The organism is Legionella israelensis (assembly GCF_004571175.1).
GTDB classification, from domain to species: Bacteria; Pseudomonadota; Gammaproteobacteria; order Legionellales; family Legionellaceae; genus Legionella_D; species Legionella_D israelensis.
Genome location: NZ_CP038273.1, coordinates 439576 through 460740, shown reverse-complemented (window position 1 = coordinate 460740; position 21165 = coordinate 439576). Strand labels below are relative to the sequence as shown.

The following is a 21165-nucleotide window of genomic DNA, read 5'->3' as shown; positions in this document are numbered from 1 at the left end:
CAACTCAATAGTACCGAATTTTAGCGATGACTCCACTCCTAAAAAGTCAACCTGAATTTACAGCAGTTTACGGACATAACCAGATTCAGCCCATGCCTCAAGTTCTTTTCTCAAATACATAGGACGTTTCCCAAGAGGGGATCTAGGTTTAGGAAATCCTGGAGTTTGCAGGAGCTCATAAAATTTCGTGGCTTTTACACCTAAAAATTTTTGAGCTTGGTTTGGATAAAGCAATATTGGTAATTCACTCATATAAATCTCCTAAAAATAGTGATTTCTTCTTAAAATCATTCTCGTGAGTGATTATGAGTGCGTATGAAATGTATGAGAATGCCTGACGAGACAAAATACCGCCCTCGTCAAGCAGGATAGTATTAATTTTGTTCAGATGGTTAAGTTGATAATTTCAGAAAGGATCTCAATATCAAAGAGACCCATTGTTATTTTATGGTCTGGTATGTTTCTTCTATATATAAAATTCAATAGCCTGACTACTCCCTCGTGTGTTTCACATGGTACAAAATATTCTCGTTTTTCATTTCCATTTTGTATTTGAACTAGCCAGCCATCTTGGTAGGTCGTAATAGAATAATTTGTATTTAACCGTTTTCCTGATACAAAAGGCGTTTCTAGACACACCCTAAGTTCCGCTCTGTAATTTTTATAGTATTTTGATAGTTTATCCTCCCCCAATATTCCCGTGTTTGAGTTATCGTGAATATTTAGCAATATTTTAATAAAAGAAAATAGAGGGCTGGGCTTGCCTATTTTTTTCAGGTTAAGTAACTCTTCACCAATATAAAACATCGTAAATATAGCAAGTTCTTGGATCTTGTCTTTACCAGTTGAGCACGTTCCTCGGCCAAAATATTGTCTTAAAGACAATTCAAGATAATCAATGTATTCTTGGTTGGCTTTGGTTAGAGCATCATAATCAAATGAAATATTTAAATCCAAATTAAGCATATAAGGTATTGCGCATGTTTGTTTTGTTTTATTAATTTGTTCTATAAGTTGTTTTGTTCTATTAATGTTGCTTTCTAACTTTCTCCTTTCTTTCTTAAATTCAGGACTCTCAATCATGTCTACAGCTAGCTTATGTCGTGTCCAAAGAGTAATAATGAGTTGAGCTAGCTTTTCTGGGTTGGATGTTTTTATGTTTTTCTTCTTAATAAATACTATTAGTTCATCCTTGGCTTTGGCAGGGGTTTTACCTAATTTTTGAATAGTTCTGTTATTTAAATCTTCGAGCCATTTATGAGTAAAAGAATTTGATATTTCATCTTCTGAAAGATGGTATTTGATCATAGAATTCATTGGTGTTCTCTGTCTTATTGAACTTTTTCTAATTTGGCTTTGGCATTAATATTTAACCAGCTGCTGTACCAAAGCATTAATTCTTTTCGTTCCTGTTTAAAATCTGCACGTAAATAAACGCCACGAACACCCTGTACCTTATGTGCAAGCTGGGCTTCTATAGCATCTGTTCTAAAATGGCTTTGCTCATGCAATACCGTTGAAGCTAAAGCACGAAAACCGTGTAATGTATGACGATCTTTATAACCAGTATGGTGTAATAATTTGCGTGCACTGGTTTCACTTATTGGTTGTGACTTTTTTGCAGTGGGGGAGTTAAAAAGATAAGGCGTGAAGCCCGTCAATAGTCTTAATTCTTTTAAAAGCTTTATGACGTGTGGAGAAAGGGGAACCCAATGGGCTGCTGCCATTTTCATGCGATCAGCAGGGATATGCCATTCCGCTTGTTGTAAATTAAATTCAGACCATTGAGCCAGCCTTAACTCTGATGGTCTAGTGAATAGGTGAGCGAGCAATTCGATATAAATTTTATTTATTTTTGTTGCATGGCTATTTTTGATAACTTCAAGCATTTCATGGGCTTCATTCGGTCTTATAGCTGGTTGGTTTGTTACCCTGGGTTTAGGTGATAAAGCTTTCTTTAAGCCAATGAAAGGGTAGTTTTCTGTTAAAGACGCACCAACAGCAAACTCGAAAATACTTTGTAATCGATCATGTAAGCGGTGCGCTATTTCATGGTGTCCTTTTAATTCATGAGGCTGAATGATTTGCAGTAGATCATTTTTGGTGATGTCATCAATTGATTTTTCTCCAATAAAGGGATAAACATCACGCGCCAGACTTTTATAATGGCGGTTACGGGTGACTTCTTTCCAACGGTGATTGTTCTTTTGATGCCATTGTTCTGCTATGACTCTAAATGTCATTTTGCTATCGTTCTCAGCTTCATCAGATTGTCTGGGATCAATTCCTTTATCAATTGACTCTCTATATACCAGAACTTGGTTTCGTGCTTCTGCGAGACTTAGAGATGGATAATTACCCAAGGTGATAGTCTGTGGTTTTTTGTTCCATTGAAAGCGAAAGATAAATACTTTTTTGCCGCTTGCTCTGACTTCCAAGCTTAAGCCATCACGATCTTTGTGGCGTTTGGTTTTACCTTGTTCGACTTTAAGCCGCTGAATCTTCAAATCAGTTAACATGACTAATTACCTCAACTAACGGCAACCTTGAGAAGGGTAAAAAACCAAAAAACCTTACCCAAAATCTTACCCAAAGTATGCACGGTTAAATACGAAAATTAACGAGTAGTTGAGAATAATTTGAGAAGAAGAAGTCACTATTTTTTCAATAACAATCAATGTATTACGTACTTTTGCGAACCGTTGAGGATTGTTATAAAATCGCTCAATGGTACCGAGGGTGGGAGTCGAACCCACACGGTGTCACCACCACCGGATTTTGAATCCGGCGCGTCTACCAGTTCCGCCACCCCGGCACAGGCGGACATTATACCAAAGAAATACGAGCTCACAATAACTTATGGTAATTATTTTTTCTTAGATTTCTTTCTGAAACACACTGCATGAAGAATTGTATCCGGCAGCTTAAGTCCTCATATACGGATGTCTATGCTGAAATTCCGTCCCCGTTTTCTCTTCAGGTATTTTCTCTCGGCAGCAATTTTTTGAACGATGTCTATTGAAATAAAAATGATTCTCATTTACATTTTTTATCGTTTTTATTCTCAGGGAGTAGATCTAATGAAAAATATTTTATCAATAATATTATATTGCGTGGTGGCAGATGTTTTTGCTTTAGGATGTAATGTTCATACTTGGCACAATGTTTCTGCAAAGGAGGGAACATGGAAGTTGAATTTACAGGTTATCAGTCAGCAAGGATATTTTGTCGATGAGACTTGTCATGAGATAAAGACAAAAGATATTACTAAAGAGCAACCCCTAAAATATGGCTTCGGTTTTGCAAAAGATGCCGATTTTAACATTGCCTATACGCTGACGGCTGTTAATGAGGATAAAGGTTTTCAATCCAAAGCCTGTGTCTTCGTTATCTCAGCTACAGGACCGGCTCAGCCTGAAATAAAGGTGTTAAATTATCATGGTGCAAATTGTCTCTGGAATCTGGTACCAGGAACAGGGGAAGATTTTATTATTCAGTGATTTTGTTTTTCCATGAACTGTTGATAAGATTAAATCTTATATTGTCTCTGACATTTTGCATCTTTATCTTTTGCTGAAAATATTTATGGTACGGATTGTCGGTCGTCTAAAAAGGAAAAAGAAACATGAGAAGCTTATTTCTATTGCTGCTGTTTGGTTTATGGAGCAGCCTGTCTCTGGCAAAAATTTGCCCTGACCCACAAACAAGCTCATTGCAATGGGGTGAGCCTCCTGCTCCTTGGGTGGAAAATCCCTTTTCTCCAAATCATCCACAAGGAGAAGAAAACACCCGCTTTGTAAGGTCCAATATTCTGGTAGCCGGTGTTATTGGGCGGGGAGTATCCTGCACTTACCAGAATTCTGTGGGGCAATATTCCATTTGGTGGCCGGTAAGGGTAAAAATCCCTTCACAAATGGATAATCACTGGATTAGAACGGCTGCAGGCTATGTTTGCAGTGAGAGTCTTTCTTCTTGTGTGTTTTATGTGGCCGAGGAATAATATCCTTTATAGAAGAAAAAAACTTTTTTTGCGTCCGAAAAGCTGATAAAAATTTCAATACTGCTCCTGACAAGCATAGGGATTCTTTGGTTTTATATGATTTAAAAATCGCTGGTTGCTTGTGCAAAATATAATTGTCTTGCTTTTTAGATCTCATGAGCTAGATGTGATTTTCTGTAATATCAATCATCATCTGCAATGCCTTTTTGGCATTGTCAATTACCCATTGCTGTTCATGAGCGGACAGTCGATGTCTTTTGCCGGTAAACTCATTGACCACATCTCCCGCTTTAACTTCATTGTATGACATGGTTTTCCCCTGACGTAACAAGTCAAGCAATCCGACCAGATGGGGTGGGTCATTTCTTGACATGGTTGCACAACCACAACCCATGCCTTTTTCGTCAGGGGATTTTGGGGCTTCTGCCAGATTAACCACTTCAATGCCAAGAGGTTTACAGTATTGTTTTACGTTTTCCACCATATGGTTTTCAGTGCCGATGGCATAACGTTTACTACCAGCCCGGTCATGGACAACAAAATCCCAGATAAAAGCCGTTGAACCCGAGTGTTGGGCAACACGAATGACCTCATTACGACATTCGGGGTGAACTACGGTTGTGTAACCCTGGGTATGCCAATAATCACACATTTCAGGCTGGTAATGAGTGTGTACGGCACATTCACTGGCAAACAGGATTAAATCGGCCTTATCAAAGGTATTTAGTGTTTTTTTATCCTGAGCATTAAGAGAATAATGTGCACCTTCCGTGCCTCCAGGCCAGTATGCCAGATGTTTAATGCCCATCCAGTAGGCCACATTTTCTCCCATATGTCGGTCAGGTATAAAAAGAATTTTTTTATTTTGCTTTAAAGCCCATTGGAAAATTTTATTCACGTTCGAGCTGGTGCAAACTGCTCCTCCTTGTGCACCTGTCATCGCTTTCACTCGTCCTGAGGTATTCATATAACAAACAGGCAAAATATTTTCTGAGCCATAACGTTCATTTAAATCAAGAAAGGCTGGTTCCACCATGAAATCTTTAGCCAGCATCTCCATGGTGCAACCTGATTTGGGATTGGTAATGTAGACCTTTTGATTGGAATGAGCCAGAATACTGATAGATTCCGCCATAAAATGAACAGCCGATTCAATGATGACTGATTTTTCCGGATGATTGGCTGCCATAAGGGCCAGTTGATAAGAATCGCCAATCTGGCCACCAAATTGTTCAATAAGGCGAACAATATCTCCACCCATGTAATAATGTGCCAGGAGCAGCAATTGATCGCCAAAATGATCTTGAGCTTTTTTGATGTAAGGTTTCATCCAATTTAAAACTGTGGTGAGCTTGCGATCGGGTAAGGCTTGATATTCCTCGGCATAAGGAATGAATTCTTTTTGATACCAATCTAGAGGATAATCACTCTGGCAAATGCTCATGTCATTTCGGATGGGCATTAAGGTTTTTTCAGGTTGATAAGCTGATGATTTTTTAAACATTCTTTTGTCTCTAAATAAACGAATTTAATGGTGAAGTCAGACACGCAATACTTTCCTGAGCTTCGGTATTCTTTTGCGGGAAATCCTCACGATAATGGCCACCCCGAGATTCCCTTCTGGATAAGGCCGCTCTGACAATCAGTTCCGCATTGAGCACAATATTTCTTAATTCGACAAAATCAAGGGTGATTGAATGCTTCCAATAATACTCTTCAATGATTTTCTTACGCTTCATAATTAATTGTAGCAGATCCTCAAGTCCAGCTTCGGTACGGATAATACCGGCATAAGACGTCATTTCACCTCGAAGACCGCGCCAGTGAGCATTAATTTGGCTGGCACGGCGAGCATTAACTTCTCCAGGCGAGTTCCATCCAGGAACATCGCCGCTGACTTTTGAGGGAGATGAGATGTCTTTCAGAGTGCATCGAGCTGCATTATTGGCCATCACCAAAGTCTCCAGGAGAGAATTGCTGGCAAGTCGATTAGCCCCATGCAATCCAGTGAAAGCAACTTCTCCGATGGCATAAAGTCTTTGTAAGTCGGTCCGTCCATCAATATCAGTCAAAATACCGCCGCATTGATAATGTGCAGCAGGAATAACCGGTATCATGTCCTGACTCATGTCAATTCCAATCGATAACAGAGTATTGAAAATATGAGGGAAGCGTTTTTTTAAAAAAGATTTTGGCTTATGTCGAATGTCCAGATAAACATATCCTGTCTGGCTTCGCTCAACCTCATTGAAAATTGAACGAGCAACGATATCACGCGTGGCCAGCTCCAGGTGCTCAGGTGCATAACGCTGCATAAAGCGTTCGCCGCTGTCTGGATTGATAAGCAATGCACCTTCACCACGAACAGCTTCAGAAACGAGAAAATTATTCAGGCTATGATGATGCAGTAAGGTCGGGTGAAATTGATAAAATTCCATATTTCCGACCCTGGCGCCCGCACGATAAGCCATGGCTACACCGTCACCGGTGGCAACCATCGGATTGCTGGTATATCGAAAGGTTTTGCCAGCGCCACCTGTCGCTAAAACAGTACAGCGAGATAGAAAGGTATGAATTTTATTGCCTTTGCAATCCAGTATGTAGGCACCTAAAACCTCGCCTTGATTATCCGTACGGTGGGGGTGGTAGTGAGTAATGAGATTAATAGCAATATGATATTCAAAAAGCTCAATCTGAGGGTATTGGCTGGCTATTTGCTGTAAATTACGGATAACGATCAGCCCAGTCTGATCGCCGCAGTTAAAAATACGCCGATGGGAATGTCCTCCTTCCCTTGCCAGAATATAATCGCCTCCTTTTTGCTGATTAAATTGGATGTGATAACGGCAAAGTTGTTCGATGGCTTCAGGACCTTGTCGGACAATAAACTCTACTGCCGGGCGATAACATAAACCGTCGCCAGCTAATAAGGTGTCAGCGATATGAGACTCTACAGAGTCTTCGGGCGAAAAAACAGCGGCAATTCCACCTTGAGCATAGCGGCTGTTACATTCATTGCTTTCCGCCTTGCTGATAAGAGCTATACGCAGCTTTGGCTGGAAATTTAACAATTGCAAACAATAATAAAGTCCTGCGAGTCCGGTTCCTATGACCAGCACATCAAACTCATAATATTTTCCCTGCTGTGTTGAAGGCATGCTCATAAAAACGCCTTGACCAGAAGAGGGGCCAGACCTGTATAGGTTTCGGGAGTTAAATTTTTAAGACGTGTTTTGGCGTCGTTGGGAATATCAAGATTTTCAATGAACTTTTTAAGATTTTCTTTATCAATGCCTTGCCCGCGAGTTAACGCTTTTAATTGTTCATAAGCATCGGGAATGTTGTAACGGCGCATGATGGTTTGAATGGCCTCGGCAAGTACCTCCCAATTTTCATCCAGATCCTCTTTTAAGGCTTTCTTGTTAACCTGTAATTTATCATTGCCTTTGGCAATGGATTGATAGGCAATCAGTGAATAGGAAAAAGCAGTACCTAAATTACGTAATACTGTTGAGTCGGAAAGATCACGCTGTAAGCGCGATTGAGTCAATTTATTGGCAAAATGCTCAAATAAGGCATTTGCCAGCCCGAGATTGCCTTCAGCATTTTCAAAGTCAATCGGATTGACTTTATGAGGCATGGTGGAGGATCCGACTTCCTCGGCTATGGTCTTTTGTTTGAAATAATTCAGCGATATATAGCTCCAGATGTCTCGCGTGTAATCGAGTAAAATATTATTTATCCGGATCATGATTTGCGAAATTTCTGCAATACCATCATGCGGTTCTATCTGCGTAGTGTAAGGATTGAAGGACAAACCAAGCGAGGTGATGAAATGATGACAGTGATGACGCCAATCCACCTCCGGATAGGCAATAAGATGAGCATTGTAATTGCCGACTGCGCCATTGCACTTTGCTGATATTAAGACTTCGGCTAATTGTTGTTGAGGTCGTTTGAGGCGCGCTACAAAATTAATCAGTTCTTTGCCCAGAGTCGTTGGGGTTGCCGGTTGTCCATGAGTTCGGCTTAACATGGGAATGTTTCCATATTGTTTACCTAATAAGGTAATACTGCCTGCCAACTCCGCCAGGGTGGGTTGAATGACTTGTGCCATCGCTTCTTTAACCATCAATGCATAGGCTAAATTATTAATGTCTTCTGAGGTGCAGGCGAAATGGATAAATCCGCTGACTTTACTCAGTGTCGAAGATTGGGCAAATTTCTCCTTGAGGTAATATTCAACTGCCTTTACGTCGTGATTGGTGCGTTGTTCAAATGTTTTAATCTTTTCAGCTTCTTCTTCGTTAAACTGACTTAATATTTGCTCGAGAAAAGCTTTTGATGGTGTATCGACTTCAGGCACTTCAGAAATCGATACATTGGCCGCCAAAGACTCAAACCAGCGTATTTCCACCATCACCCGGTAGTAAATAAGAGCAAATTCGCTGAAATATTTATTTAAAGAACGGGTTTTTTTTAAGTAACGTCCATCAATGGGGGAGATAGCATTTAATGCAGATAAGGTCATGGCTGTAGTCGTCAGTAAAAAGAAAGTGCTTATGATATTAAAAGTTGGAGAAGATGTGAATTCTTATGGCATAGATAAATCCGACATTTCAAGCCAAAGCAATTTTCAGCAAAGAGGAAAGTGCAGTTTCTTTACATTTTTATTGGGCACATCTGGCACGTGGGTTCGCAATTATTCGATGCAAATATTGGATAACTTTTGTTAAAAGGTAAATATTACATTCACAAAAATGAACAATTTCAGTAGAATGTCGGTTATTTTTAAGGAAATGACCGGGGTAGAAAACAGTGAGCGCGCATACAATTGATTTGGCTAAGCTAGGTATGGGGGACATAGAACAGGTGGGTGGTAAAAACGCCTCGTTAGGTGAGATGATTCATCATCTGACAGAAGCTGGTGTTTGTGTTCCTAGTGGGTTTGCGACAACGGCTGATGCCTATCGGTCCTTTTTATCTTCCAATGGCTTGGATGAAAAAATCTATCAGCTACTCACAACACTTAATATTGAAGATGTCCGTTCTCTGGCGGATACGGGGCGTCAAATTCGGGCAATGATACTTAATACTCCCTTTTCAAAAGAATTTGAGAGTAATATTCGAAAGGCATATGACCAACTTATCAAAACCATTGGGCATGATGATTTCAGCGTAGCTGTTCGTTCTTCTGCAACAGCGGAAGATCTGCCTGATGCCTCTTTTGCCGGACAGCAGGAAACCCTTTTGAATGTGAGGGGAATAGACGCGATATTGTTGGCCATTAAACAAGTGTTTGCTTCTTTGTTTAATGATCGCGCCATTACCTACCGGGCACATCATGGTTTTGCCCATCATGATGTTGCCTTATCTGCCGGTATACAACAAATGGTTCGCAGTGATCTGGCTGTAAGTGGTGTGATGTTTACAATGGATACAGAATCCGGTTTCGATGGAGTGGTTTTCATTAATTCATCCTATGGGTTGGGTGAAATGGTGGTACAGGGTGCTGTTAATCCAGATGAATTTTATGTCTATAAAAAAGCATTAAAAACGGGTAAGTCCTCGGTGATTCGCCGCAATCTTGGCAGTAAAGCTTTAAAAATGGTGTATTGTGAGGACTTGTCACTTGAGCGAACAGTTAAAACGGTAGAGGTCAATGAGAGTGCACAACGATTGTTTTCTCTCAACACTTCAGAAATAGAAGAGTTGGCCAGACAGGCTATCATCATTGAAGAGCATTATGGTCGCCCTATGGATATTGAGTGGGCTAAAGATGGAAAGGATGGCAAATTATATATTTTGCAGGCGCGGCCGGAAACCGTTAAAAGCCGGGACAGCAAGCAGTTTATTGAACGCTATACACTCCAGGAAAAAGCCGATGTTCTGACGGAAGGGCGAAGTATTGGCCAGCGTATTGGTCAAGGACGCGCGCGGATTATCAAGGACATTGATGAAATGCATCGTGTTGAGCCAGGAGATGTTTTGGTTTCTGACATGACTGATCCCGACTGGGAGCCTGTGATGAAACGTGCAGCAGCCATTGTAACCAACCGTGGAGGACGGACCTGTCATGCGGCCATTATTGCCCGTGAGCTGGGCATACCGGCGGTAGTAGGCTGTGGTGATGCAACAAAGACTATTCGTGATGGCGATGATGTAACGGTAAGTTGTGCAGAGGGAGATATTGGTTTTGTTTATGAAGGTCGTCTTGCTTTTGAACGAACCAGTCTTGATGTGGAAAATATGCCTGAGTTACCCATTAAGGTTATGTTGAATGTGGGTAATCCCGAACGGGCTTTTGCCTTTCAAGCCATTCCCAATGCGGGTGTGGGACTTGCTCGACTGGAGTTTTTAATTTCCAATACCATCGGCATCCATCCTAAGGCACTGCTGGAATTTGATCACTTAAAAGACAAGGAGCTGAAAGCCTTTATTGCTGATAAAACCGCTGCTTATGCTTCTCCTGTGGAATATTACATTGAGCGTTTAAAAGAGGGCATTGCCACTATTGCCGCTGCTTTTGATCCCAAACCCGTTATTGTCCGGTTATCTGATTTTAAATCGAATGAGTATGCCAATCTGGCCGGTGGTAAATATTATGAGCCACATGAGGAAAATCCGATGCTGGGATATCGAGGTGCTTCGCGCTATGTTTCTCCCGAGTTTACTGACTGCTTTGCTCTTGAATGTCAGGCTGTTAGACGTGTAAGAGAAGACATGGGATTAAGAAACGTTGAAGTGATGATACCTTTTGTGCGTACCGTGACAGAAGCAGAGCAGGTTATTGAAGTATTAAAACAACAGGGGCTGGAGCGCGGAAAGGAAGATTTACGTATCATTATGATGTGTGAGCTGCCATCAAATGCTTTGCTGGCAGACGCTTTTCTGGATTGTTTTGATGGCTTTTCCATTGGATCAAACGATTTGACCCAGCTGACTTTAGGATTGGATAGAGATTCAGGACTTGTGGCTGCGCAGTTTGACGAGCGTAATGACGCTGTAAAATCACTGCTTCATATGGCTATATCGGCCTGTCAAAAAGCCGGGAAATATATTGGTATTTGTGGCCAGGGCCCTTCTGATCATCAGGATTTTGCTGAATGGTTAATGGCGGAAGGTATTGACAGTGTGTCTTTGAATCCAGATTCTGTGCTTGAAACCTGTATGTTTCTGGCAAAAAAACTATAAGTGAGCAAATGTTTCATTATTTTGAATTTGGCTCTCGTTTGAGCCATTTGTTTCCCTCTTTTATATCGGCGAAGCTTGTTCCTCTACAAAATGACATGAGAGGTACAAATAAGCCGAAAATGCCTCACACCTTGACTTCAGGGTGGTTTTTTATAATTTGTGCTTTTTTGCCGCAAATCGCTCACGCAGCTAATGAAGCAAATCATAATGATCCCATTGCGTCTGTTATCATCAGCATCACATTAATCTTTTTTTTCGCGGTCATTGGAAGACTTATTGCCAGACAATTTAATCAACCCGCTGTTTTAGGTGAATTACTAATGGGGGTTCTCATTGGTAATCTGGGATATTATGCCAATATAGATTTAATAATTATCTTGCGGGAAGGCTCTGCCATTTTTAATATTGTCGGTGATATGTTGCGTGGAGTTCCACTCGATGTTGCAGTTAATTCAACCATTCCTGATGTTCATTATGCTCAGCAGGTCACTTTAGCTCTGGGTGGAGAGAATGGTACAGAAATTCTAAAGGTAGCCTACGTTGCTGATGTGTTTTCTCGTTATGGTGTGATTTTTCTACTATTTATGGTCGGACTTGAAACTTCCGTGGAGGAATTGAAACATACCGGCAAGGAATCTTTTATTGTTGCCGTCATCGGTGTTATTGCCCCCATTATTTTAGGTTATACAATTGCCCGCATTTTGATGCCGGAAAGCTCTTTTAAATCTGATTTGTTCATTGCGGCTACTTTATGTGCTACCAGTATCGGTATAACAGCTCGTGTTTTAAAGGAAATGAAAAAGCTTCAAACCAGAGAAGCAAAAACCATACTGGGTGCTGCCATGATTGATGATATTCTTGGTCTGGTTATTCTTGCCATTGTGAGTTCCATCGTGATAAGTGGCGTGGTAAATGTATTTATGGTCAGCCGTATTATTGTGTTGGCATTGGTCTTTTTCACTCTGGCATTAATGATTGGTCCCTGGGTGCTCAGGAAAGCGGTTAAATTTTTCAGTTTTCTTGAACTTTGGGAAGCCAAGCTGTTTATTTCCTTTATTTTTTTAATGTCCCTGGCCTGGTTGGCGACACTCGTGCAATTGGCAACAATTATCGGTGCCTTTGCAGCAGGGGTTATTCTGCACGATGGTTATTTTCCTTCGCAAAAATATTCAAAAGAAATGTGGAGCATTAAGCATTTGGTAGGCCCGCTGGAATCTATACTTGCCCCATTATTTTTTGTTTTGATCGGTATTCAGGTAAAAATTGAATCTTTTATGGATTGGGACGTGATTCTGTTAGCCAGTGGGTTAATTATCGCAGCCATTGTAGGAAAGTTAGTCAGTGGCTTAGGAGCAAGCCGAAAAAGTGATCGATGGTTAATCGGTATAGGCATGATGCCCCGTGGTGAAGTTGGTCTGGTCTTTGCGTCCATCGGAAGAACTCTTGGTGTCATGTCGGATCAATTGTTCTCAGCCATTATTCTTATGGTTATTACAACAACTATCCTTGCCCCTCCTTTACTTAAGGCTCGATATACTTATAATCACCGGAGACAACATCGATGAAACTCGATGATCGACAGGTTGCTCTTGATGTTAAACGTGCTTTGGAGGAAGACATCGGAAACGGTGATATCACCGCCGCACTAATACCTGAACAGCAAATGACCCATGCTGAAATTATATCACGAGAAGCCATGGTTGTTGCTGGCCGCCCATGGGTGGAGGCCACGTTTAAAAGCCTGGATACTTCAATTCGTCTGGAGTGGCTTGTGCAGGAAGGACAAAAGCTTAATCAGGCAGAAACGCTTTGTCGTTTGCAAGGTAATGCAAGAGCTATATTGACGGCTGAACGCACCGCATTAAATTTTTTACAGACACTCTCTGCAACGGCCAGTCGAACTTATGACTTTGTTCAACAATTAGAAGGAACTACAGCTCAATTGCTGGATACACGTAAAACGCTTCCTGGTTTGCGCTATGCCCAAAAATATGCGGTGGTTTGCGGAGGTGGTAAAAACCATCGATTTGGTTTATACGATGCTTTTCTCATCAAAGAAAATCATATTAAGGCTTGTGGTTCCATAGCTGAAGCCATTCGTTTTGCCAGGCTAACTCGCAAAGAGGTTTTGCTTGAAATTGAAGTTGAAAATCTAAATGAATTGCAAGAAGCTTTACAGGCAAAACCTGATAGAATTTTGCTGGATAATTTCGACGAAGACATGTTAAAAGAAGCCGTTAAAATGAATCAGCCAAAACACTGCGCCTTAGAGGCTTCTGGTGGTATAGATATAACAAATATCCGTTTAATGGCCCAAACTGGAGTTGACTTTATTTCTGTGGGAACAATAACTAAATCGGTAAATGCCATTGATTTAAGTTTAAACTTCAGGGATTCTCTTTAAAAAGGTATATGTTCGCCACAACCTTGGAATCTTTGGGAAAGCCAGATTTTTTATAAGTCGGTTTAGTGCAAATCTTTACGGCTTCAGAAAATTTAATCATTATCGTTCAAAGGCCAGATTATGAAGCGATCCATTGTTTTTACCGGAGGGGGAACGGCCGGCCATGTCACACCTAATTTGTCTTTAATAGAAGTATTTAAAGCTGAAAATTGGCAGGTTCATTATATTGGCTCGGCGAATAGTGTTGAGCAAGCCATGGTCGATATTCCATTTCATTCAGTAAGGAGCGGTAAATTAAGACGATACATGAGCTGGCAGAATGTCATTGATCCTTTTAAAATTTTTTGGGGAATGATTCAGGCTTGGTTTTTGTTGCATCGACTAAAACCGGATGTTGTTTTTTCAAAAGGGGGGTTTGTCGCTGTACCAGTTGTTATTGCGGCTTGGTTAAGCCGTATTCCCGTGGTTGCCCATGAGTCCGATATGAGTCCTGGACTGGCAAACAAATTATGTTTTCCCTTTGTCAAAAAAATCTGTCTCACCTTTCCTGCAGCCGCCGAATATTTTAAAAACGAGAAAAAAACAGTCGTTACTGGAACACCAATTCGCCAGCAGCTTTTTAAAGGTAATCGGGAAGCGGGCTTAAGGCTGTGCCAATTTCATGAAAAAAAACCTTGTCTCTTGGTAATGGGAGGCAGTATGGGAGCGCAATCCATCAACCTGTGCATTAGAAAGGCCCTGCCTGAGCTTACTCAAGAATTTCAGATTATCCATTTATGCGGAAAAGATAAACTGGATGCTTCTCTGAGGCAATTTGCGGGTTATTGTCAATTCGAATATGTTCACCAGGAATTGCCCGATTTGTTGGCTGCCAGTGATGTAGTCATCTCCAGGGCTGGCGCTAATGCATTATACGAGCTCCTTGCATTGAATAAGCCCCACATTCTCATCCCGTTGACCAAAAAGGCAAGTCGTGGTGATCAGATTCAAAATGCGGAATATTTTCAACAGCAACAGATCAGCTATGTCATCAAGGAGGAGTCGTTGACTCCTGAATATTTAATGTTCATGCTGAGTGAATTGATGGCTGATAAAGAAAGGATTATTGATAAGATAAAAGAATTAAAGATAGAGTCAGCAACTACGACCATTGCAGGGATTATTAAGGAGCAAGCACATGTTCAATAGTGAAAAACTGTATGATTTTGTGGATCGACAATGGATGGAAGTCATACTACCCAGTTTGTTTGAATATATAAAAATACCTAATAAATCACCTCATTTTGATACTCAATGGCAAGAACACGGTTATATGGAGCAGGCTGTCCAGCATATCACAGCCTGGTGCCAGCAACATGCCCCAGAAGGAATGAATATTGAGATCATACGTCTTCCCGGACGAACGCCTTTGATTTTTATAGAGATTGAAGGACGGAAAGAAGAGACAGTATTATTGTACGGTCATTTAGACAAACAACCAGAGATGACGGGATGGTATGATGACTTTGGTCCGTGGAAACCCGTATTAAGGGACGGCAAATTATACGGTCGTGGAGGAGCTGATGATGGTTACGCCGCTTATGCTTCGCTGACGGCGATCAAAGCACTCCAGCAGCAAGGTTTGCCCCATGCTCGTTGTGTGTTAATCATTGAAGCCTGTGAAGAAAGCGGCAGTTATGATTTACCTTTTTATATTGATGAGTTAAAGACGCGTATAGGTGAACCCACGTTAGTCATCTGTCTTGATTCTGGCGCAGGAAATTATGAACAACTCTGGATGACAACCTCCTTACGTGGAAATCTGGTAGGAGAGCTTAGCGTATCCACTATATATGAAGGTGTTCACTCAGGAAATGCCAGTGGTATTGTAGCTGACAGCTTTAGAATTGCCCGACAACTTATCAGTCGTATAGAAGATGAAGTTACTGGCGAAATTAAGCTTCCAGAACTTTATTGTGAGATACCGGAAGAAAGACGTCAGCAGGCCAGGCAGGCGGCAGAGATATTGGCGGATGACGTTTATCATTGTTTTCCCTGGCAAAAAGGGGTGCAGCCCATTAGTTTGGATAAAGAACAATTAATATTAAATCGTACCTGGAAACCGGCGCTTACCGTCACTGGAGCAGACGGGTTGCCAGCGATTGTCGATGCGGGAAACGTTTTACGGCCCATAACCTCGTTGAAATTATCAATGAGGCTTCCTCCTTTGGTTTCACCACAACGAGCAGCCATAGCGATGCAAAACGCCTTACTTACTGATCCGCCTTATCAGGCAAAGGTGGATTTTACTCTGGATGAGGGGGCTATGGGATGGCATGCACCTTTATTTGCTGACTGGCTGGTCGAGGCTGTAAATGAAGCTTCAAAAATGTATTATCATAAAGCAGCAGCTTACATGGGAGAAGGGGGAACCATTCCTTTCATGGGGATGTTGGGAGAAAAATTCCCCAATGCTCAATTTGTGATCACGGGTGTTTTGGGGCCTCAATCCAATGCACATGGCCCAAATGAGTTTTTGCATTTAGATATGGTTAAAAAATTAACGGCATGTATTTCCTACGTGCTTTATCAGCAATCTATTCATAAATAAAGAAAAATTTCTCGACTTCACTCGGAAACACTGTCATAATTCTGCCGCTATGTACTGTCATGGTTTGTGGTGTTTGAGACATATCTGACAGAATGTAGGCTGGTTTTTAAACTTGGAAAAGAAACTCCAGCAGACAAGTCCAATCAAAAATAAGGAGAATATATGAAAGCAAAAATTATTGCTGTTTTACTATCGATCAGTTTTTCTTTGATTTGTTCTTTTTCACTATCCTCTCATGCGGCAAGTTCGTCTTTAAAATCGCCATCTGCAGGAAAGCTGCAATCGACAGCAGAAAAAATCAACCTGAATAAGGCAGATTTGCAGAGCTTAATACATTCCTACAAGGGCATCGGTAAAAAACGTGCCGAGGCAATCCTTGCTTATCGTGAGAAGCATGATGGTTTTAAAAGCATTGAAGAACTGGCTAAGGTTAAAGGCTTCAGTAAGAAGTTTGTGCAAACCCATTTAAAACAACGTGAATTCGATATAACTGGTCAAACGACAGCCATGAATGTTTTTTCAATATTCAAGGAAGGTTTCTTTGGCTTAAGTGCATAAGCTGCCAAACCAGCCAAGATATTGACCATAAAATTAAAGACAGAACGATGCCTTGAGTGTTCGATATTTGAAATATTTTTTAATTGGTCAATAACAGATTCAACAATGGCTCTTTTTCTCAACAGGACTTTGTCAAAGGCATCGAGCACTTTTTGCTTCATATTTTTTCTGACTTTGGTCAGTAGTTGCAAGCCTCTTTCAGCAAGTTTCTCGGTCAGATTTTGGGAAATATATCCCTTATCTCCAATCATTTTACCCAACAGATTTTTACTTAAATCGGGCACAACCGTTCGGTCATCTGTTCGGCTTGAGGTTATTTTAAAAGCCATTAGCTCACCTTTATCATTGGCCACCAAATGAAGTTTAAAACCAAAATACCATCCCATAGTTGATTTGGACTTCTCCGCTAACCCCTTAAATGTTTTATTCTGTTGCGCTCTTTTAACGTGGCAGACCTCAATAGGGGTTGAGTCTACGAAATAAATGCCAGTTAGAGTCTTTGATTGATTGTGGCAAAATGCCGTTAATGGCACTATACAAGATGGCATCAGCTCAGTCATTCTGCTATAGCTGACCAGTTTTGGGAAATAGGGACGTAAATCTTTCTGCAAAACATAAGAATAATAGCTTTTGAAGTTTCGATAATTGGATTGGTGGTAGTGTATCACTATCGTCATTATTTCGGACATAGACAGGCTACAGGGTTTCTTCCTGACTTTGCCTGAAATATTTATAAGTTGCTGCTCAAAGATTGGTAAAAACTTTTGACAAAAATCATCGACAATACAGAATAATTCGACTAACTTATCCATTCCAGGCCTCTTGTATCCTATTACTGTTCTTAGAAAAAACAAATAAGATCACAAAAGGTCTGGGTTTTCAATATATTTTCTCTTTGCAGGATAATCCTTAAACAGTTACATCGAATTCACGTTAAAACAGCTTAATGACGTTTTTTGTTTGCAGTAGCTGTGTTTTTTGACAAGCAGAGCTACATGCTTTGCTTGCCTAAATTTACCTATATCCGAATTTTTTCGACCGCCTGCCCATGAATGGCACAAGAGTTCCACAGCTTGTCCAGCAGGTTAATAACTCATGAGTTATTAATATAATTATATAAAGATATCTGCGTTGACTGTCGATTTATCTTTAAATTTAAGATAAAGTATGAGCCAAAAAATGCAATGAGGAAGTAGCGCAGATGTTGAGAAAATTGAGGGGTGTTTTTTCTAACGATTTGTCCATCGATCTTGGTACGGCAAATACATTGATTTATGTTCGTGATAAAGGCATTGTTCTGAATGAGCCATCTGTTGTAGCGTTAAGAAATGAATCAGGACAAAAGCGGGTGGCGGCTGTTGGTCTTGAAGCTAAACGCATGTTAGGACGCACACCTGGTAATATCACCGCCATCAGACCAATGAAAGACGGAGTTATTGCTGATTTCTTTGTTACGGAAAAAATGTTGCAACATTTTATCCATAAAGTCCATGAAAATCGTTTTCTGCGGCCGAGTCCGCGCGTGTTGGTTTGCGTACCTTGTGGATCCACTCAGGTTGAACGCCGTGCTATTCGTGAATCGGCTATGGGTGCTGGTGCACGGGAAGTATTCCTGATTGAAGAACCTATGGCCGCAGCTCTTGGCTCAGGGATGCCTGTGGAGGAAGCCAGCGGCTCTATGGTCGTGGACATTGGAGGAGGAACTACGGAAGTAGCTATTATTTCTTTAAGCGGCATCGTTTATCATCAATCAGTGCGTATTGGTGGTGATAAATTTGATGATGCTATTGTTGCTTATGTGCGCCGTAACTATGGAACACTTATTGGCGAAACCACTGCCGAACGCATCAAACATGAGATCGGCTCTGCTTTCCCCAGCCGTGATTTGTATGAAATTGAAGTTCGAGGTAGAAATCTTGCTGAAGGGGTGCCACGCAGTTTCACATTGACCAGTGCTGAAATCCTTGAAGCTTTACAGGAACCTCTTTCAGGTATTGTGGGGGCTGTAAGGGCTGCACTGGAGCTTGCTCCGCCCGAACTGGCGGCAGATATTGCCGAGCGCGGTATGGTGGTCACAGGCGGTGGTGCATTGTTAAAAAATATGGATACCATGCTGATGGAAGAAACTGGACTTCCGGTATTGGTTGCAGAAGATCCTTTGACCTGTGTCGCACGTGGTGGCGGTAAGGCTTTAGAAACCATGGATATACGCGGCGGTGATTTCCTCTCAACAGAATAAATTAAAAAACAGTTTATTTGCCAGAAGTAAACGCAGCTCCATTGAGTTTGCTTTTTTTCTGGTGTTATCCATTGTTTTAATGTTTACTGATTATCATTACCGCTATTTGCTTCATGTGCGCAGTGTTTTTTCCGTTGTGGTTTCTCCACTGCAGTATGCGGTAGATTATCCTGTACGAATCATTGGTTTGTTGCAATCTCTTGTTAGTTCCAAAAAAGCGTTAATTAATGAGAACATGCAACTGAGACATCAGCAAACCATGCTTGAGGCACAAATGCAGAAGCTTCTGGTCATTAAAGAGGAAAATTCTCAATTAAAGGAACTTTTGCTGACTGCATCAAAAGGAAAAATGCAGGCTATGGCTGCCCAGATTCTTGCAGTCGATACCGGCAGTTCCCGCCAAATACTGGTATTGAATAAGGGTAAAAGAGACAAAGTCTACAATGGTCAACCAGTACTTGACGCCAAAGGTGTCATGGGACAGGTGATTGATGTCGGTTACATGACCAGCACGGTTCTTCTCATCTCTGATTCAAAATGTGCTGTGCCTGTACGTAATAATCGAACAGGAGAACGCGCTATATTAATGGGAACAAATAAGATTGATCAACTCTCATTAATTAACCTGCCAAAAACATCTTCTGTTTTTCCTGGCGATTTACTTGTGACCTCGGGGCTGGGAGGCCGTTATCCTGAAGGTTATCCTGTAGGATTAGTCGATAAAATTAATAACATACCTGGGGAATCTTTTGTGAAGGTAGAGGTAAAACCCATTGCTTTACTCAATAGAAACAGGCTGGTTCTTTTGATCTGGCCTGATAAAGAAGAAGCAAAGCTGGCTCAGCAAATTAATGAACGCCTGTCTCGTAGGGAGATGGCCGGATGAATTCATTAAATATGAGATTAATTATTGCCATTATCATCACATTGATTTTTTCTATTTTTCCCTTGCCGGCAACCATCAGCGGATGTCGCCCGCCTTTTACCTTAATGTTACTTTTATATATTCAATGTTTTTTACCGAATCATTTTAATCTCTTGTTAATATTCATTGTTGGTCTTTGTATGGATGCCTTGATGTCCACAGTCATGGGCGAACATGTTTTTGCTTTATCTTTAACCACCTGGATCTTTAATGGTAAATCAAGACGATTTCATTTTTTTACCATGGGCCAACAGATGCTGTTAATAGGGGCATTTGGTTTTATCTATGAATTTTCTTTATTTTTAGTGAGTTATTTTTCAGGTTTTTATTACAGCTGGATCATGGTTTTGGCAAGTAGTGTGTTTGGAATGTTTTTCTGGCCTTGGATAAAAATTCTTGCCGATGATACCTTATTGCTTATAAAGTTTGCAGAGTAAGTGCTCGGCCCTATTCGGGAAACGTCATAGGGTTTGAGCGAAGCAACTCTCCTTTGCAGAAGAGTTTCGTAATATCTAATAATGAGTTCAATCCAGAGAAATTTTATATTCTGCAGCAAGATCAAGCAAATCATCTGCATGCTCTTCTTCAACCGCAAGGATACCTTCAAGCAAATGGCGAGTGGTTGGATCGGCATTGCCAATTTTATGCACCATCTCTCGATAAATATCAATGGCAATACGTTCTGCAATCAGATTTTCCTTAACCATGCACTCAATATCAGGGCAATCCACATAATCAGAATGAGAGCGCTCAGATAGGCCGTTCGGGGAAAAATCAGGCTCACCACCTAATTGCACAATACGCTGAGCAATCTGATTGGCATGATCAGTTTCCTGGTTGGCATGTTCTAAAAACTCACCAGCAGCCACACTTGCGCCCAAGGCCGCAGCCTGATAATAATGTTTTCTATAACGCAAACTGCAAATAAGTTCTGTAGCCAGCGCACTGTTTAATAAATCATGGACATATTTAAGGTCTAAACCATAATTTTCAGTGACGGGTCCACGTTTTAAATGCTGTCTTGCGTCCTCACGGATTTTTTTGATGTGTTTGATAAAGTCCTTATCTTTCATAACATACCTGCCTTATTTGTCCTTAACTACAGCAAGATGACATGCTCTCCTTTTATAAGCATAGAATAAAAAAACATTTTGAAAATGTTCTATGCGGACATTCATCTTCTTTTATTAAGTTTAACTGTTTTTTCTTGATTATCGGACAATGGGTTTTATTCGCCGGTAATTGCATAAATATT

19 protein-coding genes and 1 tRNA gene are annotated in these 21165 nt (G+C 40.9%); 11 read left to right on the top strand and 9 right to left on the bottom strand.

From position 1 onward, the window contains the following. Nucleotides 1-57 precede the first annotated feature (57 nt). From E4T55_RS01990 to E4T55_RS01975, 4 genes are all read right to left on the bottom strand, one after another. A complete protein-coding gene (locus E4T55_RS01990) occupies nucleotides 58-252 on the bottom strand; it encodes a helix-turn-helix transcriptional regulator (RefSeq protein ID WP_058501666.1) in 195 nt (64 codons plus the stop codon). A 132-nt stretch (nucleotides 253-384) separates the two neighbouring features. Then, a complete protein-coding gene (locus E4T55_RS01985; protein ID WP_058501667.1) occupies nucleotides 385-1308 on the bottom strand; it encodes a hypothetical protein in 924 nt (307 codons plus the stop codon). Between the two features lie 23 nt (nucleotides 1309-1331). Further along, the gene (locus E4T55_RS01980) at nucleotides 1332-2519 is read right to left on the bottom strand and encodes a tyrosine-type recombinase/integrase (protein WP_058501668.1); all 1188 of its coding nucleotides are present in this window, start codon (nucleotides 2517-2519) and stop codon (nucleotides 1332-1334) included. Nucleotides 2520-2728: 209 nt separating this feature from the next. Beyond that, a tRNA-Leu gene (locus tag E4T55_RS01975) sits at nucleotides 2729-2815 on the bottom strand. A 265-nt stretch (nucleotides 2816-3080) separates the two neighbouring features. Here E4T55_RS01975 and E4T55_RS01970 point away from each other — a divergent pair. Together E4T55_RS01970 and E4T55_RS01965 are read left to right on the top strand one after the other, a co-directional pair. Beyond that, entirely contained in the window at nucleotides 3081-3500 is a 420-nt protein-coding gene (locus E4T55_RS01970; RefSeq protein ID WP_058501677.1) for a hypothetical protein, read from the top strand. Nucleotides 3501-3625: 125 nt separating this feature from the next. Then, the gene (locus tag E4T55_RS01965; RefSeq protein ID WP_058501669.1) at nucleotides 3626-4000 is read left to right on the top strand and encodes a DUF3757 domain-containing protein; all 375 of its coding nucleotides are present in this window, start codon (nucleotides 3626-3628) and stop codon (nucleotides 3998-4000) included. Between the two features lie 160 nt (nucleotides 4001-4160). Here E4T55_RS01965 and nadA read toward each other — a convergent pair whose 3' ends face one another. The 3 genes from nadA to purB are packed head-to-tail and all read right to left on the bottom strand — an operon-like array spanning nucleotide 4161 to nucleotide 8531. Next, nucleotides 4161-5504: a quinolinate synthase NadA gene (gene nadA, locus E4T55_RS01960; protein WP_058501670.1), complete on the bottom strand. Its 1344-nt coding sequence runs from the start codon at nucleotides 5502-5504 to the stop codon at nucleotides 4161-4163. A gap of 10 nt (nucleotides 5505-5514) precedes the next feature. After that, nucleotides 5515-7164 carry an L-aspartate oxidase gene (gene nadB / locus E4T55_RS01955; RefSeq protein ID WP_058501671.1) on the bottom strand — a complete coding sequence of 550 codons (1650 nt, stop codon included), beginning with the start codon at nucleotides 7162-7164 and terminating at the stop codon, nucleotides 5515-5517. Further along, entirely contained in the window at nucleotides 7161-8531 is a 1371-nt protein-coding gene (gene purB, locus E4T55_RS01950) for an adenylosuccinate lyase (RefSeq protein WP_058501672.1), read from the bottom strand. The genes nadB and purB overlap by 4 nt, the downstream gene beginning before the upstream one ends. A gap of 323 nt (nucleotides 8532-8854) precedes the next feature. Between purB and ppsA the strand changes: the two genes are divergently transcribed. The 6 genes from ppsA to E4T55_RS01920 all read left to right on the top strand — a co-directional run bounded on the left by ppsA (nucleotide 8855) and on the right by E4T55_RS01920 (nucleotide 16746). Beyond that, nucleotides 8855-11194, top strand: a complete 2340-nt coding sequence (ppsA, locus tag E4T55_RS01945; RefSeq protein WP_058501678.1) for a phosphoenolpyruvate synthase — start codon at nucleotides 8855-8857, stop codon at nucleotides 11192-11194. 119 nt (nucleotides 11195-11313) lie between these two features. Further along, the gene (locus E4T55_RS01940; RefSeq protein WP_058501679.1) at nucleotides 11314-12759 is read left to right on the top strand and encodes a cation:proton antiporter; all 1446 of its coding nucleotides are present in this window, start codon (nucleotides 11314-11316) and stop codon (nucleotides 12757-12759) included. Then, nucleotides 12756-13598 carry a carboxylating nicotinate-nucleotide diphosphorylase gene (gene nadC / locus E4T55_RS01935; RefSeq protein WP_058501674.1) on the top strand — a complete coding sequence of 281 codons (843 nt, stop codon included), beginning with the start codon at nucleotides 12756-12758 and terminating at the stop codon, nucleotides 13596-13598. The genes E4T55_RS01940 and nadC overlap by 4 nt, the downstream gene beginning before the upstream one ends. Nucleotides 13599-13718: 120 nt before the next feature. Continuing rightward, nucleotides 13719-14786 (top strand): undecaprenyldiphospho-muramoylpentapeptide beta-N-acetylglucosaminyltransferase, encoded by a 1068-nt coding sequence (locus E4T55_RS01930; RefSeq protein ID WP_058501675.1) that lies wholly within the window; start codon nucleotides 13719-13721, stop codon nucleotides 14784-14786. Beyond that, entirely contained in the window at nucleotides 14776-16188 is a 1413-nt protein-coding gene (locus E4T55_RS01925) for a M20 family metallopeptidase (protein WP_058501676.1), read from the top strand. Before E4T55_RS01930 ends, E4T55_RS01925 begins: the two co-directional genes overlap by 11 nt. A gap of 162 nt (nucleotides 16189-16350) precedes the next feature. Further along, a complete protein-coding gene (locus E4T55_RS01920) occupies nucleotides 16351-16746 on the top strand; it encodes a ComEA family DNA-binding protein (RefSeq protein ID WP_065235988.1) in 396 nt (131 codons plus the stop codon). On the opposite strand, the gene E4T55_RS01915 is transcribed toward E4T55_RS01920, so the two are convergent. Next, on the bottom strand, nucleotides 16683-17558 hold the full coding sequence (locus E4T55_RS01915) for an IS982 family transposase (protein WP_115325251.1): 876 nt from the start codon (nucleotides 17556-17558) through the stop codon (nucleotides 16683-16685). The two genes, E4T55_RS01920 and E4T55_RS01915, sit on opposite strands and share 64 nt — an antisense overlap. Before the next feature lie 389 nt (nucleotides 17559-17947). Here E4T55_RS01915 and E4T55_RS01910 point away from each other — a divergent pair, with 389 nt between their 5' ends. From E4T55_RS01910 to mreD, 3 genes are read left to right on the top strand one after another with little or no spacing between them, the layout of a single operon-like run. Further along, nucleotides 17948-18985, top strand: a complete 1038-nt coding sequence (locus tag E4T55_RS01910) for a rod shape-determining protein (protein WP_058500410.1) — start codon at nucleotides 17948-17950, stop codon at nucleotides 18983-18985. Next, the gene (gene mreC, locus E4T55_RS01905; protein ID WP_058500411.1) at nucleotides 18963-19871 is read left to right on the top strand and encodes a rod shape-determining protein MreC; all 909 of its coding nucleotides are present in this window, start codon (nucleotides 18963-18965) and stop codon (nucleotides 19869-19871) included. Before E4T55_RS01910 ends, mreC begins: the two co-directional genes overlap by 23 nt. Continuing rightward, nucleotides 19868-20347 carry a rod shape-determining protein MreD gene (gene mreD, locus E4T55_RS01900; protein WP_058500412.1) on the top strand — a complete coding sequence of 160 codons (480 nt, stop codon included), beginning with the start codon at nucleotides 19868-19870 and terminating at the stop codon, nucleotides 20345-20347. The genes mreC and mreD overlap by 4 nt, the downstream gene beginning before the upstream one ends. 87 nt (nucleotides 20348-20434) lie before the next feature. Here mreD and E4T55_RS01895 read toward each other — a convergent pair whose 3' ends face one another. Further along, nucleotides 20435-20983 carry a ferritin-like domain-containing protein gene (locus tag E4T55_RS01895; RefSeq protein ID WP_058500413.1) on the bottom strand — a complete coding sequence of 183 codons (549 nt, stop codon included), beginning with the start codon at nucleotides 20981-20983 and terminating at the stop codon, nucleotides 20435-20437. Nucleotides 20984-21165: the final 182 nt, after the last annotated feature.